The sequence below is a fragment of the Advenella alkanexedens genome, assembly GCF_019132845.1.
Lineage (GTDB): Bacteria > Pseudomonadota > Gammaproteobacteria > Burkholderiales > Burkholderiaceae_B > Advenella > Advenella alkanexedens.
On sequence record NZ_JAHSPR010000001.1, the window covers coordinates 342,618 to 362,869 of the forward strand.

The following is a 20,252-nucleotide window of genomic DNA, read 5'->3' on the forward strand; positions in this document are numbered from 1 at the left end:
GCTCCTTACCAGCGACGATCGTTATCCTGGCCTAAAACAGGCTTAAGGCGGGCAGCAATCGCTTCCCTGGCCCTGAAAATCCTGGATCTGACGGTTCCAATGGGGCACTCCATGGTTTGGGCAATTTCTTCATAGCTCAAACCCTCTATTTCCCGCAGTACAATGGCCGTCCGTAAATCCTCAGGCAATTCTTCAATAGCCTTGTTAACGGTCTGGGCAATTTCACTGGAAACCATACGTGACTCAGGTGTATCAATGTCTATAAGATTGTCTGATTGAGAAAAAGTTTCGCCCTCTTTCGTTTCAAAAGTATCTGGCACCAACATTTTTCGCTGATTGGATGAAAGCCAGTTACGGGCGGTATTGATGGCAATTCGATATAGCCAGGTATAAAAAGCGCTTTCCCCCCTGAACTGGGGCAAGGCGCGATATGCCTTGATAAAGGTTTCCTGGGCAATATCTTCGATTTCAGCCTGGTTGTTGAGCATGCGAGCAAGCAAACGCATGATTTTTCGCTGGTATTTAAGCACCAGCAAATCAAATGCCCGTTTATCGCCTTTCTGCACACGGGCAACAAGCTCTGCATCGACGTCACGATCACTCATGGCGCCTCCTGTTGAAGGGACCTGTTCCAACGCATCGCGTGGCACAGGACCTTAAGTTTACGCCAACCCGTTTTACCCACGGTAAATGGCCAGATGGTGATCAGTTTAGCTGACATTTGCGGATTAAATGGATTTTCAAGATACAGGGTCAGCCAGAAAGGCCCCTGCCAGAATTGTTGCAAGACCAGAAGCTGGTGTGAACCATTACCGGAAAGTTCCCATGGCTGGGCAGCATGGATCTTGAGAAAAGAAGAAGTGGATTGTGAAGACCGGGCATACGCCAGATAAATGGCCACCAGCCCAAGCCCCAAAGAAAACCCGGCAAGACATGCTGCCGCAACAAACAACATGCATGCCTTGCCATAACATTCAAACCTGCCTGGTCGTATTTCAAGCAAACACGACCAATGAAGATTCAAGTGTGAAGTGGACAAATTAAACCCGTTTCACAACCATTGAGCCGTTTGTGCCACCAAAACCAAATGAGTTGGACAGTGCATATTCTATTTTCATTTCACGAGCCTGGTTGGCACAGTAATCAAGGTCACAGCCCGGATCCTGATTGAAAATATTGATGGTGGGCGGTGAAATCTGATGATGAACCGCCAGGGTCGTGAAGACGGCTTCGACACCGCCTGCGGCGCCCAGCAAATGTCCGGTCATGGATTTTGTTGAGTTGACGACGGTTTTATAAGCGTGGTCACCCAAAGCCAGTTTAAGTGCATTGGTTTCGTTTTGATCGCCCAGCGGCGTTGAGGTACCATGCGCATTCACGTAATCGACCTGATCAGGGTTGATTTTTGCATTATTCAGGGCGTTCAGAATACCACGACGCGGGCCATCGCTATCGGGAGCGGTAATGTGGTGAGCATCGGAACTCATGCCATAGCCGGTAAACTCACCATAAATGCGGGCACCCCGTTTTTTGGCATGTTCATACTCTTCAAGCACCAGCACGCCAGCACCCTCACCCAGCACAAAACCGTCACGATCGGTATCCCAGGGACGCGAAGCGGTTTCAGGGTCATCATTGCGGGTTGAAAGCGCACGCATGGCGGCAAAACCACCAATACCCAACGGTGAAACGGTTGCCTCGGCACCACCTGCAATCATTACATCGGCATCACCGTATTCGATCAGGCGAGCGGCATCACCAATGGAATGCAAACCGGTTGTGCAGGCGGAAACCACGGCATAGCTGGGTCCTTTCAGGCCAAGCATGATAGTGAGGTGACCGGAAATAAGGTTAATGAGTGAGGCCGGCACAAAGAATGGAGAAATGCGGCGTGGACCTTTAGCCAGGTATTCGGTTTGTGTTTCTTCAATACGGTGAAGACCGCCAATGCCCGAACTGACAATCACGCCAATACGCTCGGCATTTTCTTCGGTGACTTCAAGCCCCGAGTCGCGCCAGGCATCAATACTGGCCGCAATGCCATAATGGATGAAGGTATCCATTTGTTTGCCTTCCTTGGCAGACATGTATTGGGTCAGATCAAAATCCCTGACCTCGCCGGCAATCTGTGAATTGAAGCCCGAAGCGTCAAATCGGGTAATACGACCGACTCCGGAACGTCCGTTGATAATATTATCCCAGGCTGTATCAATTGAATTTCCTACCGGGGACACAATACCCAAGCCAGTAATTACGACACGTCTTTTCACAGAAGACTCCTACCTTAATTTATATTTAAATGAATGGAATGATTGCCTTGACATACTGCCATAAACAAAAAAACGCTTGGGAAAACCATAATGCAACATAACCTGAAAATCTTCCAGACTACTGACACAACGCTTTCCCAAGCGCTTTTGCATCAACCTGCCATTGACCCGTAAAGGATCAATGGCTGGTACGGCTACATTAAGCTTTATTCTTGTTAATGTACTCAACAGCTTGCTGAACTGTTGTGATTTTTTCTGCTTCTTCGTCTGGAATCTCTGTTTCGAACTCGTCTTCCAGAGCCATTACCAGCTCAACCATATCCAGTGAATCGGCACCTAAGTCGTCAAGAAAAGAAGACTCGTTTTTGATTTCAGCTTCATTAACGCCAAGCTGTTCTGCGACAATCTTCTTGACGCGTTGTTCGATGCTATCCATTTAACTCTCCAAAGGGAATGAATCCCGCGAATTATAGCCAACTGCTTATAGAATGCAAAAGGCTGTTGTGACAAAAAAAATTATTTTAGCAAATAAGTATTAAAAAACTTATAAAACCAAAATACCATCCAAAAAGTTAAAATGCGTGTACTGCCAACTGTGCATTTTATTAAAAATTAACCTTTTGTCTTTAAAAAAAGACAAACAGTGCAAATAAATTATTTGCAATACTACCTGAAGTACCGGAAAAACCGCACTACTGCATGTACATTCCACCATTTACATGCAAGGTTGTCCCGGTAATGTAAGCGGCTGCAGGACTGGCCAGAAACGCCACTGCATTGGCGACATCTTCGGGCTGACCAAGACGGCCCAGAGGGATCTGGCTTAGCAACGCCGTGGTTTGCGACTCACCCAAGGCACGCGTCATGTCGGTATCGATAAAGCCGGGCGCCACGCAGTTAACGGTAATGTTGCGACTGCCAAGTTCACGGGCCAGCGCCCTGCTCATGCCGGCAACACCTGCCTTGGCGGCCGCATAGTTGGCCTGACCGGGGTTACCGCTTGAACCAACCACCGATGTCACATTAATGATACGACCCGAACGCGCTTTCATCATGGCCTTAAGAACACCACGTGACATGCGGAATACCGAACCCAGGTTGGTATCCATGACCGCAGACCAGTCTTCATCTTTCATGCGCATAGCCAGGCCATCACGTGTAATGCCTGCATTATTGACCAGAATATGGGGAGCCCCCTCTTTGGCCAGCTCTGCCAGCAAGGCATCACAGGCAGCAGCGTCAGTGACATCAAGCACCACACCGCGGCCACCAAAGCCGGACAATTCAGCACTAATGCCTTGTGCACCGGCCTCTGAGGTTGCCGTACCAATAACAGTGGCACCACGCTTGGCCAGCTCAAGGGCAATGGCCTTACCCAAACCGCGCGTTGCACCGGTCACCAAGGCAACCTGACCACTTAACTCTTTTACTTCAGACATTGTTATTCCTTATCCCTTCAGGGTTTCCAGAGCAGCCTGCAAAGACGCCGGGTCGTAAATGGAGATCCCCGTCATTTCAGGCTCGATTCGTTTGACCAGACCACTTAACACCTTGCCTGGGCCACACTCAACCACGTGGGTCACACCCTGCTGTTTCATGGCACGGATAGTTTCCACCCAACGCACGGGATGCCATGCCTGGCGAACGAGCGCATCACGGATCGCATCCGGTGTTGCAGCCACTGCCACATCAACGTTATTGATCACATCAACGGATGGCATGGCAATTTCAATGCCAGACAGGGCTTTTTCCAGAACACTGGCGGCCGGCTTGAGCAGGCTGGAATGAAAAGGAGCGGAAACAGGCAATGGCAGGGCACGTTTGGCACCCGCCTGTTTGGCCAGGTCACAGGCACGCTCCACCGCAGCCTTATGACCGGCAATCACAACCTGGGCGGGCGCATTGAAATTGACGGCCTCAACCACTTCACCCTGGGCCGCATCGGCACACACCTGGCGTACGGTATCGTCGTCCAGACCCAAAATGGCCGCCATGCCGCCTGTTCCCACCGGAACGGCAGCCTGCATGGCATCAGCACGTATTCTGACCAGACGCACGGCATCTTCAAGTGAGAATGAACCCGCTGCCGCCAGCGCGGAATACTCACCCAGACTATGACCCGCCATTAAGGACGGTTGCGGACCTGCCGCTTCCACATATGCCTGATACATGGCATAGCTGGCAGCCAGCATGACAGGTTGGGTATTGGTGGTTAAATTAAGCTGCTCAGCCGGGCCTTCGGCAATCATTGCTGCCAGATCCTGGCCAAGCGCAGCTGAAGCACGTTCAATAACTTGCGTGACGGTCTGGTTTTCAGCCCAGTTATTAAGCATGCCCACGGTTTGCGAGCCCTGGCCCGGAAATACAAAAGCAATTTTCATATTGATCTGTCTCTTGAAATTAGTTTACAGGCGCACCAGGGCAGAACCCCAGGTAAAACCACCGCCAACACCTTGCATCAGTACGCAGTCTCCCGCCTTGATGCGACCATCTTTACGGGCAGCATCAAAAGCCAGGGGAACGCTGGCTGCCGAGGTGTTGGCATGATCGGCAACGGTTGCCACGATTTTTTCAGCAGGCAGGCCCAGTTTGCGTCCAAGATAATTGATAATGCGGATATTGGCCTGATGGGGCACCATCCAGTCAATGGCATCCAGGGACACGCCGGCTTTCTCACAAACCTGATGGGCGGATTTCTCGAGTACGGTTACTGCCTGCTTGAAAACAGCCTGCCCATCCATACGCAGGAACGGATCACCAGTAACCACCCCGTTTTCGATGCGTCCCGGTGTATTCAATATCGTGTTAAGAGAACCGTCGGCATTAAGCTGGGTAGCCAGAATGCCTGGCTCATCGGAAGCCTGAAGCAGCATGGCCCCGGCACCATCACCAAACAGTACGCAGGTACCGCGGTCATTCCAGTCCAGAATGCGGGAAAAAGTTTCTGCACCTATGACCAGGGCACACTTGGCATTGTTGGCCTTGATGAAACTGTCTGCCGTTGCCAGCGCATAAACAAAACCACTGCACACAGCCTGCACATCAAAAGCGGCGCCGCCCTTGATACCCAGACGGGATTGCACCAGACAGGCCGTGCTGGGGAAAATGAAATCGGGTGTAGAAGTGGCAACGATAATCAGATCAATGTCAGCGGCATCGATACCGGCATCTTCAATGGCACGCTGTGCGGCAATGACAGCCAGATCACTGGTTTTTTCATTGTCGCCGGCCAGATGACGCTGACTGATACCGGTCCGGGTCACAATCCATTCATCGGATGTTTCTATGCCTTTTTCCGCCAGTCTGACGGCCAACTGGTCGTTAGTAACACAGTTTTCGGGCAAATAACTGCCTGAACCTATAATTTTTGCAAAACTCATGACCAACTCCTTGGGCCATGCCTGGATTGGAGGAGCAGGCACAGCGTTTTATATTTTTTATTTCTGTCCGGTGGTACTTTCAGTATTGTCCCGGTCTATTCTTTGCGTCATCTGGGTGACTGCCGTTGCGGTTTTTTCAATCAAACCCCTGACGACTGCACCACGGGCCCGTTCAATGGCCTTGGTATAAGCAAAAACATCGGCCGAACCGTGACTTTTAAAAACTATACCGCGCAAGCCCAACAGGGCAGCACCATTATAGTTGCGATTATCAACTCGGTCACGGAAACGGCTCAGCACCGGCCGGGCAACCATACCTGCCGCCATTGTAAGATAGTTTCGGGTAAATTCCTGTTTTAGCATGGTACCAATCATTTTGGCCAGGCCCTCAAGCGATTTCAGGACCACATTACCCACAAAACCGTCACACACCACAATATGGGTGGTACCCTTGAAAATATCATCGCCTTCGACATTGCCATAAAAATTCAGGCCACTGCATTGCAGCAGGCTTGAGGCTTCCTTGACAGTCTCATTACCTTTGATGGCTTCTTCACCAATATTAAGCAAGCCAACCGTTGGATTCTGGATATTGTCGATTGCTTCGCACAGCGCCACACCCATGATGGCAAATTCCAGCAAATGCTGGGCAGAACAGTCGACATTGGCACCGAGATCCAGCATGGTGGTGGCTCCACCTTTCTGGTTGGGTATGGCCGTGGCAATGGCAGGCCTGTCAATGCCTTCCATGGTTTTCAGCACATACCGTGAAATAGCCATCAAGGCACCGGTATTACCTGCCGAAACCAGTGCATCCGCCCTTTTTTCCTTGACCAGGTTGACGCCCACCCGCATGGATGAGTCTTTTTTACGACGCAAAGCGACCTCAACCGGATCATCCATTGCCACCACTTCAGAAGCGGGAACAATTTCAAAACGGCTGAGGTCGCCTGGATTTGCTTGCCTGAGAGCCTGTTCGATTTGTTCAGGAACGCCGGTTAACAGAAAATGTGTGTCAGCGTACTGCCGGGCAATTTGCACAGCAGCAGGAACAGTCACGGGCAGGCCGACATCACCGCCCATGCAATCTATAGCAATACGTACCACGATAGTAATAAACAGGCCACGCCTGACAACGGCGCGGCCATATTCTCAACGTAACCGATTATTCGTCGTTTTTTGTTTTCAGAACTTTACGGCCACGATAAATGCCGTTAGGACTGATGTGGTGACGCAGGTGCAATTCACCTGTTGTAGACTCGATCGCTGTCGCGGGAGATGTCAGGAAATCGTGTGAACGGCGCATATTGCGTCTTGAAGGTGACTTTTTGTTTTGTTGAACAGCCATGATGACTCCAAAAAATGTTGTATTAAATAAGGTAATACAAACTAAAAACTATAAACTGTAAAAATTACCGCTTTTTGAGCTGTTCCAGCACCGCGAATGGCGAAGAAGGCTTTTCAAGCTCATCATCGGGCAGCACCGCTTGTGAAGGACAACTCTCGTGCCGTGGCACGTAAGGCAGACTTAAAATCAAATCGTCCTCAACCAAATCAAGCACACTCATGTGCCGGGAAGAGAGGATTTTCTCATCGAAAGGCTCCTCTATTTCGCCCGATTCAGTCAAATCACTGTGAAGATCGGCCTCGGAAGCAACCAATTCCAGCACCGACTCATTATTTACATCAAACCTGAATAAACCAAGACAACGCTGGCAGACAAGTTGCGGACTGGCTTGTACATGCAAACGCAATAACCGTTTGCCACGCGCGTCCTTTTCACCTTTCAGTGACCAGACAACCATACCGCTTTCATCTGTTAATTGCTCAGGCAAATCTTGTGTAAGTCTTAAAAAAGCACCTAAAGGTGTTTTACCACTTAACTCGCCAGCGCGGCGCACAAAATCAAGGGAATCAATAAAAAGACCCTTGCCTGAACCCACCTGGCCTTGTGCTGCCAGGCCCTCAGTTTGGCTTTTTTCAGCCTGGCCCTTTTCGTTACTCATATCCCCGCCTGTTCCTTATTCCCCGCACTTCTTGATTCAAGGTTTGCACAAATATCGGAAAACATAGGATAATAACCCGTTATTTATCATTTGGTCAATTAAAACAATGACAAACCGCTTTTCCCGTCTTATTCTTGCGTCATCTTCCCGCTACAGAAAAGAAATGCTGGAACGATTCCGCATCCCGTTTGAAGCAATCTCCCCTGACATTGACGAAACCCCACAACCGGGTGAAACACCGGCCCGGCTGGCCCTGCGCCTTTCGGTTGAAAAAGCGCTGGCCATTGCGGCCCACAACCCGAACAGCGTCGTTATTGGCTCGGACCAGGTCGCCACACTGGATGGCTCGCCCATTGGCAAACCCGGCAACTTTGACGCTGCCAAAAAACAACTGCAGGCGCTATCCGGACATTGCGTGGAGTTTCATAGTGCACTGGCCGTTACCGATGGCAGCAGAACCGAATCAGCCGACATTATTACGCGCTGTTATTTCAGGGAGCTGAGCGATGATGAAATTGTACACTACCTTGAAATTGAAAAACCCTTTGACACCGCCGGTAGCGCAAAAGCCGAAGGGCTGGGCATTACCCTGATGGAAAAAATGGAAAGCGATGATCCCACTTCCATCATCGGACTGCCTTTGATTACCCTGGCCCGGATGCTCCGCTCGTTCGGCATTAATCCCACCCTGTCTGCCCAGGAAAACACGCACCATGACTAAAACCCTGCATCTCATACCCGTTGGACTGGGCCAGGCCCCCACTTCATCATGGCTGCCTGCCGACACCCAGGCTGTGGCTTCACGCCTTACCTGCTATATCGCTGAAAACGCCAAAACCGCCCGTGCTTTCCTCAAACTGATTGGTACCCAAAACCCTCTTCAGGAAATCACCATTCATACACTAGGCGCAAAAACCAGCGCAGGCGAGATCAACCAATGGCTGAATGAAGTCACCCCGAACGGTGAAATTGGCCTGGTCTCCGAGGCCGGCTGCCCCGCGGTTGCCGACCCGGGAGCCAAAGTTGTAATGGCCGCCCATAAAATGGGCATTCGCGTCATTCCCTGGGTAGGCCCTTCTTCCATCTTGCTGGGCTTAATGGCCAGCGGTCTTGACGGGCAACGCTTTACGTTTCATGGCTACGCCCCAGTCAACCCGGCCGAACGCACCAAACAGCTGAAAGCCTGGGAAACCCAATCGGCCAAACTGCAGCAAACCCAGCTGTTTATAGAAACCCCCTATCGCAATGCCGCCATGTTTGAGTCTTTGATTAACGCACTGCGACCCGATACCCGCCTGTGCATTGCACGCTCTGTCACCACTCAGGACGAATGGATCAAGACCAAAACCATTGCCCAATGGAAAGCCGGCCCAGCCCCCGAATTGGATAAAAAACCCACCCTCTTCCTGTTTTTGGCCAGTTAATAGCGTTTGGAGCCAGTTAGTCGCTTAACCGTCTTCCTGAGCGGCCAAGTCCATCAGGATGGCAGCCGTCCGGATATCGGGCTGACCATCATAACGCTGCGGGCGGTAGTGCATCTGAAACGCCTGCAACACCCGCCGGGTTGACACCTGGGCCCCGGGCCCGAATTCCACCTCATAACCGATACGCCGCAGCTTTTCCTGAAACCACGGCCAATCCGGCACGCCATCCACCGCAAAGCGGGCCTCGTATTGCCGGACACGGTCTTCATCATACCAACGCCCTATGCCTTGCCTGGCCAACGCCTCCCAGGGAAACAGGGGGCCGGGATCAATTTTTCGCTGCGGCGCAATATCGCTATGCCCCACAATATGCTTTGCCCTGACCTGATGACGCTGGGCCAAATCACGCAACAAGGCCACCAACAGATCTATCTGTTCAGGCGAATAAGCGTCCCACTGTGTTTTTTGCTCATTTAATGGCCCAAGATTGACCACTTCTATGCCGATAGACATGGCATTAAGATTCTTATAACCGTACCACTGGCTGATACCAGCGTGCCAGGCCCGACGGTTTTCATCCACAAGACGATACAACACAGGGCTCTTCCCGGCAGTCAGCAAATAATGGGCACTGACCTTGTTTTGGGTAAGAATCCGCAATGAATCGGCATTGTTTTCAGAGGTGTAATGCAAGACAATAAAACGCACCCGACTATCCTGGGCTGCCGCGGTGAAGGACTCATCGACCGCATATTCCTGCTGCGAGCAGGCCAGCAATACCGACAGGCCGAACACCCCCGACAATCGCTGAAACCATCGGACAGCAAAACGCAAAAAATCTGCTTGCAACATGGCCTGCCTCCCTTCCATGCAAGTATCGTTTTCTTATCTGCCATCTTCTCTGGGATGCCGGCCAGAACCTGATACATTACCCACTGAATCGACAATAGTCTGCACCTTGCGACGCAACACCAGCGCATTCACCACCCGCCAAAGCAACAAAAAAGCCATCAGCAGTGTAAACACGACAGGTGCCACCAGACTTTGCCCCGCCGGGTGCATTTTCCAGAAATGAATAATAACCAGTATGCCCACCACATACACGGCACGATGCAAACGTTGCCAGTTACGCCCCAGCTTGCGAATGGATTGCTGGCGCGAAGTGGCCGCCAGCACACACATGATGGCAAAGGACAGCATGCCCAACAGGATATAGGGGCGCTCGACCAAGTCCTGAAGCATGAACGAAAAGCTGAGCTTGCGATCCAGCCAGAGCCAGGCGATCATGTGCAAAAAAGCATAAAAGAAAGCATACAAACCCAACATTCTGCGCCAGCGCAACAAGGCCGGCTGCCCCAACATTTGCCGGATGGGCGTGACCGCCAGCGCAAGACACAACATGCCCAGGGCCCATTGCCCGCTGGAGCGGGCAAAAAACAGTGCCGGCTCGGCCGTCATACCCCCCACACTACCCAGATAAAACCAGCGAATCACCGGCAACAGGCACAGCAAAAATACAAAGGGCTGAACGCGATCAATACTTTCGGCTTTCCAGGTTTTCATTTTATTTCCCAGCCCAACTCAGGAAAATGCCTGGTTTGCATTGGTTTTACAATGCATCTGCAACAGATCCGCCAAACCGGTAACATCGTCAACAATACGGGTGGGTTTGCTTTCATTAAGCTCACGCAGGCTATGTGCACCATAAGTTACCGCGATACTTTCAACACCGGCATTATGCGCCATCAGGATGTCGTGCGAGGTGTCACCAATCATGACAGTCTCTTCAGCCGGCACGGCCAGGGTTTCCATGAGCTCATTCAACATTTGCGGATGGGGTTTGCTGAATGTTTCATCGGCCGTGCGGGTAGCGGCAAAATAATGCCCCAGTTTTTTCTGCTCAAGCACCCTGTTCAAGCCCACGCGGCTTTTACCGGTCGCCACGGCCAGCATGACGCCATTGTCGCGAAGTTCATCAAAAAGCGTGGTCATGCCATCAAAAAGGCATAAATCGGGGTCACGGGTGAAATAATGAAACTTATAACGCTGAATGAATTCTGGCAACTGCTCGGCCGTCAGGGTTGGCACCACCTTATAAAGAGCACTTTCCAGCGACAGGCCAATCACCCATCTTGCCTGTGCCGCAGGCGGCACTGCCAGACCCAGATCTCTGCAGGCCGACTGTATGGCCTGGACAATAGACTGGGTAGAATCAATCACTGTTCCATCCCAATCGAATACAACCAATGAATATCGCATATGACGTTACCAACCTATAAAAATCAAATTTGTTGCTGTTCCAGTTTTTTCAGCACTTGCTGGCAGGTTGCCGGCAACGGTGCCTCAAAATCCATGGTTTCCCCACTGACGGGGTGTGGCACCTGAAGCCGGTGCGCATGCAAAAACATGCGATTGAAACCCTGGCACGCAAAATACGCCCGAACTTCATCCTTGCCGTACTTTTCATCACCAACAATCGGGAAACCGCTGGCCGCCAGATGCACCCTGATTTGATGAGTCCGGCCAGTGCGCAGCTCGGCACCCACCAAAGTATATTTCCCGAACCGTTGCAAACCGGTGACAATGGTATGGGCAAAGCGACCTTCCTTATCCACCCGGACCCGGCGCTCTCCGCCTGGCGTCAGGTATTTGGTTAAGGGCAATTTAATATGCTGCCGGTCATTGACCCAATCTCCGCATACCAGGGCCAGATATTGCTTGCGCCCACGCGATTCTCTCATGATTTCATGCAAGGCAACCAGCGCCGGGCGTTTTTTGGCAATCATGAGCAAACCCGATGTTTCCTTGTCCAGGCGATGCGCCAGCTCCAGAAACCGGGCCTCGGGCCGGGCGGCACGCAGTTGCTCAATCACCCCAAACGAAACCCCGCTACCGCCATGCACGGCCACACCGGCCGGTTTATCGATCACCAGCAAGGCATCATCTTCATAGACCACGGGAAATTCGGCGCCCGGCACCTTGCGGGGCGCATCGGGTTCGGCCGTACGCAAGGGAGGAATACGCACCTGGTCTCCGGCCTGCAAACGGTATTCCGCCTGTATGCGACCTTTGTTCACCCGCACCTGTCCACTGCGAATGGCTTTGTAAAGATGACTTTTAGGTACTCCCTTGCACACCCGGATCAGGAAATTATCGATGCGCTGATCGGCAGATTCGACGTCAATCGTGACCACTCTTACAGAAAAAGATGAATTATTATCAGAAGTTTGTTTCCACATACACAAAAGAGCTCTATAATTCCCTCACCATATGAAGACCGGCGTGGGAAGATCGGGCGTAGAGAAGCTAAAAAAGCTGTTTCCGCCAAATCGTTAAAATCACATTGTACTGCTAGTATCAAACAGCCGTACCTGTATTTCTCACCCGCTTCAGAGTTATTGGTCACCAAACAGACAACGCTTACTGTTTTTGTTATTCAATGCGGCAGGAAAATCATCTGCCCACAAAAAAGCCTCTTAGCCTGTTTGCTGTACGAATGAATGAATAAAAAACGCCTAATTTTCATTCCAGACTGGCATTGTCTATACGCTGTCTGGAATATACACAGAAGTTATTAAAAAATTGAGTTTATCAATAAATATCAATTATCTGCAGACCGGGACCCATCCTGCTTTCAAACAGGGAACCGCACCCGTCAAACAAGCGTATACATGCGCGGGGCACCTGCGCGCGTTCATTTTACCCTTTCATTCGCACCCAAGTAACTCTGTGGTTAATGCATACGATGTCCGTTGCATTAGTTAAACGGAGAATACCTTAAATGAAACGCATGTTATTTAATGCGACGCACCAAGAAGAACTACGCGTCGCGATTGTAGATGGGCAAAAACTCATCGACATCGACATCGAAACAGCAGGCCGGGAACAACGCAAAGGCAGCATTTACAAAGCCGTCATCACCCGGATCGAACCCGGACTTGAGGCCTGCTTTGTCAACTACGGCCATGATCGTCACGGTTTCCTGCCCTTCAAGGAAGTGGCCCGCAGCTACTTCAAGGAAGGTATTGATGTCCGGGGCGCCCGCATCCAGGATGCCTTAAGTGAAGGCCAGGAACTCATCATCCAGGTCGAAAAAGAAGAGCGTGGCAACAAGGGCGCTGCCCTGACCACCTTTATTTCCCTGGCAGGCCGTTACCTGGTCCTGATGCCCAACAACCCGCGTGGCGGTGGTGTTTCACGCCGCATTGAAGGTGAGGAGCGCCAGGAACTGCGTGAAGCCATGGACCAGCTTGACCTGCCCGCTGGCATGAGCATGATCGCCCGCACGGCAGGGATCGGCCGTTCGGTTGCCGAACTGGAATGGGACCTGAAGTACCTGCTGCAATTATGGAACGCCATCGATTCTGCCGCCAAGGAATATCCTGCGCCGGTTCTGATTTATCAGGAATCCAGTCTGGTCATTCGCGCCATCCGCGACTACTTCTCACCCGACATCAGCGAAATCCTCATCGACACCGATGCGATTACCGACCAGGCTGTCGCCTTCATGAAAGACGTTATGCCCGATAACGTCAATCGCGTCAAACGCTACCGTGACGATATCCCCCTGTTCTCCCGCTTCCAGATCGAACATCAGATTGAAACCGCCTATTCCCGTACGGTACAGCTTCCGTCTGGCGGCGCGATTGTGATTGATCACACAGAAGCCCTGGTGGCCATCGATGTCAACTCGGCCCGCTCCACCCGCGGTACCGACATCGAGGAAACCGCCTTGCGCACCAACCTTGAGGCAGCCGAAGAGGCAGCCCGCCAATTGCGTCTGCGCGACTTGGGTGGCCTGATCGTTATCGACTTCATCGATATGGAAGACAGCAAGAACCAGCGCGCGATTGAACAAAAATTGCGTGACGCCCTGCACTTTGACCGGGCTCGCGTCCAAATGGGCAAAATCTCGCGTTTTGGCCTTATGGAACTGTCACGCCAGCGCCTGCGCCCGTCCCTGAACGAAGGTTCACACATTACCTGCCCGCGCTGTAACGGCACCGGTGTTATCCGTGACGTGGAATCCAGTGCCCTGAATATCCTGCGCCTGCTGCAGGAAGAAGCCATGAAAGACAACACGGCAGCCCTGCATGTCCAGTTGCCGGTAGAAGTGGCCACTTACCTGATGAATGAAAAGCGGTCCGACATTGTCAAAATGGAATCCCGCCTTAAAATCAACGTGGTGCTTATTCCCAACAAGCACCTGGAAACCCCTCATCATCATATCGAACGCATTCGTTACGATGACAATCGCCTTGATGAACCCAAAACCAGCATTGACCTGATTGAACAGCCCAGCACCATCGTGACCTGGGAGTCCAGTACGGAAAAAGCCGTTCATAACGAACGTCCCGAAGCCCTGGTCAAGAGTATTTCACGTGACCAGCCTGCACCGATCGTTCCGGCCCCCAAAACAGAACCTTTAACCCCCGCTCCGCAGCCTGGTTTATTCAAACGCCTGCTAAGCTGGTTTGCCGGCGAAAAAGCGGTAGCGCCCGAAGCCGAACCAGCCAAAGAAGACAAGCCACGTCAGGCAAGCCGTGGTAAAACCGGCCAACGCAACGAGCGCAACACCGGCCGTAACCGCCGCAACACGGAAAAACGCCCCGAGGCCGCTGAAACCGAAGAAGACAAGCGTCGTAATCCTCGCGCGGCAAAACCACGCGCACAGGATAACCGCAACAAAGAACGCGACGCCAAGGCCACACCGGCAGAAATCGTGAACGATACCGATAGCAGTCCATCTGCCGATGAAAACAGTCCACGCTCACGCAGCCGTCGCAGTCGCACCCGTAACCGTCGTGAAAACACAAACGACAGCAAAGAACAGAACCTGAACCAGGGCACTGACATTCCTGAAAGTGCAGGCGATGAAATCGCGGTCAAACAGCGTCCGGCCCGAGTGAAAGCCGAACCGGAAGTCGTTCAGGAAACTGACGGCACCCCCTTCACCGCCGCAACTGCTGTGGTCGCCACCATGGCTGCCCTGCCCGCTACCGAAGCTACTGAAGAAACGGCTGGCGAAGAGCTGGCAGACAACGCCACCGCATTCGATGAGGAAACCGGTGAAGCGCTTGATCCAAACAAACGCCGTCGTCCACGCCGTCGCAGCCGTCGCACCCGTCGCCCGGCCGATGAACAGGGAAGCACAGAAAACACATCGGCACCTGCTGCTTTTGTGCCGAACGAAGTGCTTTTGGCCGAAGCGGAAAGCCTTTCCCAACAAGCCCCAGAGGCAGCACCAGCCGCCAAAGTGGAGCCCGTGCAAGACAGCGTGACTGAAACCATGCAGGAAGCCCCGGTAACAGCTACAGCGCCCGAGGCACAGGCTGAAGAAGCCGTTTTGGCCAGCCCTGCGCAGGCAGAGCCTGTGGCAAGCCCGTCTTCTGAATCTGCCCCTGTCGCCAGGACTGAAACGATTGAAACGGAAAAAACCGAATCAATGCCCGTCACCCAGACAGAACCCACGGCGTCTGCCGCAGATGACTCAACAGCCATCAACAGCCAGCCTGTTTTGCCTGAAGAAACCAGCCAGCCGGCCACTGCCGAACCTGCCGTATCAGCCAGCGAGACAGCAGAACAGCCAGCTGCTACAGAAACGCTACCTGAAAATGCCACTGATAACAGTGCGGCAATTGAAAGTACGCCAGCGCCTGTGGCAGAAACCGCCACTGAAGAAGTATCCAGCCCGGCAGTCGCCTCTGCAGAAAGCGAAACTGTCATAGAAAGCACTGAGGTCACACCGACACCAGTACAAACCGTGACATCCGTCTCCGCAACCGGTACACAAGCTTCACTTGAGGAAATTGCCTCCAGCACCGGCATGCAATGGGTTGAAACCAAAGCCAGTCTGATACAACCTGTGGAACTTCCCAAACCCAAATTGGGACGTGCCCGCAAAACGGTTGCAAAAACCGAAGAAGTCCCATTGGAAATAGTGGAAACCAAAAAATAAGTTTCCTTGACTTCAAGGCCTAAAAAAAGCCCCTGGAAAACCCAATTCCAGGGGCTTTTGACTGCTGGACGCCTTCTTAAGACTTGCCCATTGCCTGTGACCTAAAAATACTCAATATTGTCCGCCCTGACAAGAACAAGAGCGGACAATAAGCTTGCATAACCTCAATCCAGCGTGATATTACCTGCCTGAATGACTTTGGCCCAGTCTTCACGTTCTTTATCCGAGTAGGCCTTGAACTGCTCGGCTGTCATGGGCATGGTTTCAATACCCATACCGTTGATTTTTTCAACCAGTTCAGGATCTTCCAGGGTAAGCAGCAAATCGGCAGATACTTTATCGACGACTTCCTTTGGCAAACCGGCGGGGCCCACCAGACCCTGCCAGGCGTAAGCTACAAAATCACCCACACCTGCTTCGCCCATGGTAGGCACATCAGGAAGCACAGCAGCCAGACGTTCAGGTACCGCCACAGCCAGCACACGAACCTTGCCTGCCTTAATATTAGGCAAACCGGACCCCAGATCGGCAAACATCAGGTCTACCCGTCCGCCAATCAAATCCTGCAAGGCAGGTGCTGCCCCCCGGTATGGGACATGCAAAATATCGGTATTGGTCTGCTGTTTAAAACGTTCCAGCGCCAGATGGTGTGGAGAACCGGCACCTGCCGAACTGGCCGACAGTTTACCTGGCTCTTTACGTGCAGCCTCAATCAAATCATCCAGTTTCTGATAAGGTGAGTCAGCCGGAACCGCCAACACTAACGGAAAACGGGCCAAACCACCAAGATAGGTGAATTTGCCGGGATCGTAAGTTAACTGCTTGTACAGCGACGGGTTAAACGCCAGGGTACCGGAATCGGCCGTACCAATCACATAACCGCTTGGGTCGGCATTGGCCACAGCCGTTGCACCAATACTGGTACCACCACCGGGACGATTTTCAATAACCAGCTGTTTGCCCAGATGTTTTTCAAGATTCATGGCAACCGTACGGGCGATCACATCAGTGCCACCACCGGCTGGGTAAGGCACCACCCAGCGGATGGGCTGCTCGGGCCAGGCAGCATGCGCCACGCCTGCCACACCCATCGCGCCAACTATAAATACTTTACTGATCGCTTTAAACACTTTTATCTCCTTCCATCGAATAAACAAAAAAATTTTCATTGACGGCACCTGCCTCAGTATTCAGGTAACAGTCAATCGCATGCAGCCAGAAGAAGACAAGACTTCCCCTGTCGGAAAAAGGCCGACATGCTTGAAATAATCGGGTTGTGATTTATAACCGTATCATCATGGCCAATAAGTCTTCACTTACTGCAATGAGTTTTATCTGTTCCTGTTGCGAAAGCCCTGCGCTGGCATATGCATGTGTCTCCATATCAAAGTGTGATAGATGTTATGGCTTTTTATAATAATGCCCGTTTTTACGTGCTTACACTAGCAATCATTTTAGTTGTGAAAGCAACTATATTCAAGCGTTTTTTGATCTATATTAATAATTATTAAATTTTCACTGGATTTTATAAGGATAAAAAAACACCTGCCCGGCCTGTTTTAAGGCCGGGCAGGTGGTATTCCCATGCATTTATTTATGCTTCAAAAACCAGTGCCTCATTTATAAGGCGGCAAATCAGTTCAGCATCCTTAATTTCATTGCTTAACAACAAAACCAGTTTGGTCAGGAACAGGCTGCGTTTTTCTTCGGGTAACTTGTCAATGGCAAATGACAGGTTATCGTATACTTTCTCAAGGCTCAGGATATCAATACTCATTTTTCATTCCTCCTCAGGCAGATTTTTTAATGAATTTCTGGAACGCGTTTTCCAGGGAGCCCGGTACGTATTGTTTCCAGCGGCCGCAAATATGATGATCGGGACGAACCAGATACACCTGGCCCTGGCTGGCCCCATAGCGGTTTTGCAGCAATTGCGCATCCACCTTGAAGGTTTTACCGGCACCGGCGGTAACCGTATTTTCAGAAGACAGGACAATGACCTTGACAGGCACACCCTGCGCCTTAAGATCATTGACTTCTTTTTGCAATGAATCAGGCAGGCTGGCTTCGTTGCTAAAGTAAATAATATTGAAGTCCAGCCCCAATTCGTCATACAGATACTGTTGATCGGATAATTTCAGATTAGGAAGGGGCGCGCCATTTTCCAGCTCTGGCAGCATATCCTGATTATCATCGCCAATACTGTTAACCGGAGAAGAACGGTACACGTGGGCACGCGACGTTCTCCAGTGAAACAGCGGACGAACGAATTCATGCTTCAGGGACAGGGACAGTGTGGCATCACGCAACAAACGGAAACCATCGGTGGGGGGGGCCATGAAACGGGTGCTTTTGCCCGCTTCATCAATAATTTCCATGGCTGCGCCAACACGGTCATGGGTATAAGAATGAAGCAAATAAGAAGAGCCCCAACCTTTAATGGTGGCCACCAGCTTCCAGCATAAATCCATCACATCCTGAAAACCGGTATTGGCACCACGCACCCCAAAGATGGGGAGCATATGGGCCGAATCACCGGCAAACAAAATACGGTTGTGGATGTATTCAGGCAAGGTAAGCGCACGGGCGGAATACACCGAATACCAGTCAAGCTCCCATTGTTTGCCTTCATATCCCATCATTTTCAGCTGGGCATTGACCGCGTGGGTAATGTTTTTCAGATCCAGCGCCTCTTCATTGGACACATGGGCCGGCAATTGATAATCAAAACGCCAGATATTGTCGGGTTCCTTGTGCAGCAAAATGGTATTGCCCGGGTTCCAGTCAGGTGAAAAGTAAGCCAGGCGCTCGGTAGGCAAAGGCAGATCAATGCGGATATCCACAATCACAAAACGCCCCTCGTAGCTATTGCCCTCCATATTCAGACCCATACTTTGGCGCACACTTGAGCGGGCCCCGTCTGCGGCAATCAGCCATGGGGTTTTGTACGAATACTCGCCTTCGGGGGTATCCACCACCAGGGTCACTTCATGGTTATCTTGTGAAAATGAAGTCAAATGATTACCCCAGCGCAATTCAATCAGTGGCTGCTTGGCGGCCTCTTCAACCAGATAGGTTTCCAGATAGTTTTGCTGCAAATTGTTCAGCGGTGGATAGCTGTCCTGGGGGTCTACCGGTGTTTCCATACGGAAAACGCGCTCACCACAATAAAAAGAATTGCCGCTGGTCCAGGAAAGCGCTTTTTCCATGATTCGATCGGCCACACCGGCCACTTTCAGGATCTCCATGGAACGACGCGTATAAACCAGGCCGCGACTGCCTTCGGATACCTGCTGCTCGGATAACAACACGATGTTCTTGATGCCGTGTTTGGCCAGGATAAGCGAGGCAACCAGACCAATCGGCCCGCCGCCGACAATGGTGACTATTCCATTGGACTGGGCCGGATCAGACGGAAAAGTGTGTGGATAGACGGTGTATTCGTGATACAGGGATTTACGCGGAACAGTAACAGGCGTATGCATAATGTCTCCATGAATGGAAAGTATTCAATTTTTGTTTATAAAAAATATGCAATACGTAGGGGTATTTGCATTTGCAACCAATTTTAGTTGCAAAAACAACCATTTTCAAGCTTTTTTTGATCTGCGTTAATTGTTTTCCAGATTATGCTGGATTTTATTGATCAAATTAAGCAAATTCTGTTGTTCTTCTGCCGATAAAGTCTTCATCGCAATGTCATTGCGATGCATAATAAGTGCCACCACTTCCTCATAGACCTGCTTTCCTTTTTCAGTCAGGGACAAGTCAAAAGCCCGGGCATCCTGTTTTTGCTGACGTTTTTCAATCAGGCCCTTGTCAACCAGGGAAACCACGGCACGGCTGCCCTGACTTTTATCAAGGTTGGCTTTTTTGGCTACCTGTACCACCGACAGCACTTTATTAAAACCAATCACGGCCAGCACCCTGCCCTCTGCTGAAGAAATACGGACAGGCTCCAGGTCAGTATAGTCTGCATGTCTGTCAATTAATTTAGCCAGGGAATGCAATTTATAGGTAAGAGAATTTTCAAGATTAAATGAATCAGCCGACATTTTATTTTTGACCTGAATAATTAAATTGTCATTATTCTATCAGCCATTATGGCAATTCCATGTTTTTTATGCAAACAACCCCGACCATACTCATACAGCCAGGGTTGTAAAATATCGAAATATCATGGCAAAGGGCCCCAAAAGCCCCACCAACATTAT

At 51.1% G+C, this 20,252-nt stretch carries 21 protein-coding genes; 3 read left to right on the plus strand and 18 right to left on the minus strand.

Annotated features, from left to right (window positions below; translation table 11 throughout):
* Window positions 1–5: 5 nt before the first annotated feature.
* The 10 genes from rpoE to KU392_RS01690 form a co-directional block, all read right to left on the minus strand.
* Window positions 6–605 (minus strand): RNA polymerase sigma factor RpoE, encoded by a 600-nt coding sequence (gene rpoE / locus KU392_RS01645; protein WP_217734371.1) that lies wholly within the window; start codon window positions 603–605, stop codon window positions 6–8.
* Window positions 602–955: a hypothetical protein gene (locus KU392_RS01650; protein WP_217734372.1), complete on the minus strand. Its 354-nt coding sequence runs from the start codon at window positions 953–955 to the stop codon at window positions 602–604. Before KU392_RS01650 ends, rpoE begins: the two co-directional genes overlap by 4 nt.
* 85 nt (window positions 956–1,040) lie before the next feature.
* Complete coding sequence (fabF, locus tag KU392_RS01655) at window positions 1,041–2,270, minus strand: beta-ketoacyl-ACP synthase II (RefSeq protein WP_169294103.1); 1,230 nt, start codon at window positions 2,268–2,270, stop codon at window positions 1,041–1,043.
* Between the two features lie 199 nt (window positions 2,271–2,469).
* On the minus strand, window positions 2,470–2,706 hold the full coding sequence (gene acpP / locus KU392_RS01660; RefSeq protein WP_169294102.1) for an acyl carrier protein: 237 nt from the start codon (window positions 2,704–2,706) through the stop codon (window positions 2,470–2,472).
* Between the two features lie 256 nt (window positions 2,707–2,962).
* Window positions 2,963–3,709: a 3-oxoacyl-ACP reductase FabG gene (gene fabG / locus KU392_RS01665; protein WP_169294101.1), complete on the minus strand. Its 747-nt coding sequence runs from the start codon at window positions 3,707–3,709 to the stop codon at window positions 2,963–2,965.
* 9 nt (window positions 3,710–3,718) lie between these two features.
* Window positions 3,719–4,651, minus strand: coding sequence for an ACP S-malonyltransferase (gene fabD / locus KU392_RS01670; protein WP_217734373.1), 933 nt, complete (start codon window positions 4,649–4,651; stop codon window positions 3,719–3,721).
* A gap of 24 nt (window positions 4,652–4,675) precedes the next feature.
* Window positions 4,676–5,650, minus strand: coding sequence for a beta-ketoacyl-ACP synthase III (locus KU392_RS01675; RefSeq protein WP_169294099.1), 975 nt, complete (start codon window positions 5,648–5,650; stop codon window positions 4,676–4,678).
* Between the two features lie 57 nt (window positions 5,651–5,707).
* Window positions 5,708–6,757 (minus strand): phosphate acyltransferase PlsX, encoded by a 1,050-nt coding sequence (gene plsX / locus KU392_RS01680; RefSeq protein ID WP_217734374.1) that lies wholly within the window; start codon window positions 6,755–6,757, stop codon window positions 5,708–5,710.
* Between the two features lie 58 nt (window positions 6,758–6,815).
* Window positions 6,816–6,998 (minus strand): 50S ribosomal protein L32, encoded by a 183-nt coding sequence (rpmF, locus tag KU392_RS01685; protein WP_169294097.1) that lies wholly within the window; start codon window positions 6,996–6,998, stop codon window positions 6,816–6,818.
* A gap of 64 nt (window positions 6,999–7,062) precedes the next feature.
* On the minus strand, window positions 7,063–7,656 hold the full coding sequence (locus KU392_RS01690) for a YceD family protein (protein ID WP_217734375.1): 594 nt from the start codon (window positions 7,654–7,656) through the stop codon (window positions 7,063–7,065).
* Window positions 7,657–7,762: 106 nt separating this feature from the next.
* Between KU392_RS01690 and KU392_RS01695 the strand changes: the two genes are divergently transcribed.
* Both KU392_RS01695 and KU392_RS01700 read left to right on the plus strand, forming a co-directional pair.
* The gene (locus KU392_RS01695) at window positions 7,763–8,377 is read left to right on the plus strand and encodes a Maf family nucleotide pyrophosphatase (protein ID WP_169294095.1); all 615 of its coding nucleotides are present in this window, start codon (window positions 7,763–7,765) and stop codon (window positions 8,375–8,377) included.
* Window positions 8,370–9,080 carry an SAM-dependent methyltransferase gene (locus tag KU392_RS01700; protein ID WP_217734376.1) on the plus strand — a complete coding sequence of 237 codons (711 nt, stop codon included), beginning with the start codon at window positions 8,370–8,372 and terminating at the stop codon, window positions 9,078–9,080. The genes KU392_RS01695 and KU392_RS01700 overlap by 8 nt, the downstream gene beginning before the upstream one ends.
* Window positions 9,081–9,104: 24 nt before the next feature.
* Here KU392_RS01700 and KU392_RS01705 read toward each other — a convergent pair whose 3' ends face one another.
* From KU392_RS01705 to KU392_RS01720, 4 genes are read right to left on the minus strand one after another with little or no spacing between them, the layout of a single operon-like run.
* Window positions 9,105–9,932 carry an N-acetylmuramoyl-L-alanine amidase gene (locus KU392_RS01705; protein WP_217734377.1) on the minus strand — a complete coding sequence of 276 codons (828 nt, stop codon included), beginning with the start codon at window positions 9,930–9,932 and terminating at the stop codon, window positions 9,105–9,107.
* Window positions 9,933–9,965: 33 nt separating this feature from the next.
* Entirely contained in the window at window positions 9,966–10,643 is a 678-nt protein-coding gene (locus KU392_RS01710; protein ID WP_169294092.1) for a protein-methionine-sulfoxide reductase heme-binding subunit MsrQ, read from the minus strand.
* An 18-nt stretch (window positions 10,644–10,661) separates the two neighbouring features.
* Window positions 10,662–11,339 (minus strand): HAD-IIIA family hydrolase, encoded by a 678-nt coding sequence (locus tag KU392_RS01715; protein WP_169294091.1) that lies wholly within the window; start codon window positions 11,337–11,339, stop codon window positions 10,662–10,664.
* A 23-nt stretch (window positions 11,340–11,362) separates the two neighbouring features.
* Window positions 11,363–12,319 carry an RluA family pseudouridine synthase gene (locus KU392_RS01720; RefSeq protein ID WP_217734378.1) on the minus strand — a complete coding sequence of 319 codons (957 nt, stop codon included), beginning with the start codon at window positions 12,317–12,319 and terminating at the stop codon, window positions 11,363–11,365.
* 542 nt (window positions 12,320–12,861) lie between these two features.
* Between KU392_RS01720 and KU392_RS01725 the strand changes: the two genes are divergently transcribed.
* Window positions 12,862–16,038 carry an Rne/Rng family ribonuclease gene (locus KU392_RS01725; RefSeq protein WP_217734379.1) on the plus strand — a complete coding sequence of 1,059 codons (3,177 nt, stop codon included), beginning with the start codon at window positions 12,862–12,864 and terminating at the stop codon, window positions 16,036–16,038.
* Window positions 16,039–16,202: 164 nt separating this feature from the next.
* On the opposite strand, the gene KU392_RS01730 is transcribed toward KU392_RS01725, so the two are convergent.
* The 4 genes from KU392_RS01730 to KU392_RS01745 all read right to left on the minus strand — a co-directional run bounded on the left by KU392_RS01730 (window position 16,203) and on the right by KU392_RS01745 (window position 20,093).
* A complete protein-coding gene (locus KU392_RS01730; RefSeq protein WP_169294276.1) occupies window positions 16,203–17,129 on the minus strand; it encodes a Bug family tripartite tricarboxylate transporter substrate binding protein in 927 nt (308 codons plus the stop codon).
* Between the two features lie 503 nt (window positions 17,130–17,632).
* Window positions 17,633–17,815 (minus strand): hypothetical protein, encoded by a 183-nt coding sequence (locus tag KU392_RS01735; RefSeq protein WP_169294088.1) that lies wholly within the window; start codon window positions 17,813–17,815, stop codon window positions 17,633–17,635.
* 13 nt (window positions 17,816–17,828) lie between these two features.
* Window positions 17,829–19,523, minus strand: a complete 1,695-nt coding sequence (locus tag KU392_RS01740) for an FAD-dependent monooxygenase (protein ID WP_217734380.1) — start codon at window positions 19,521–19,523, stop codon at window positions 17,829–17,831.
* A 126-nt stretch (window positions 19,524–19,649) separates the two neighbouring features.
* Window positions 19,650–20,093 carry a MarR family winged helix-turn-helix transcriptional regulator gene (locus tag KU392_RS01745; protein WP_169294086.1) on the minus strand — a complete coding sequence of 148 codons (444 nt, stop codon included), beginning with the start codon at window positions 20,091–20,093 and terminating at the stop codon, window positions 19,650–19,652.
* Between the last annotated feature and the right edge of the window lie 159 nt (window positions 20,094–20,252).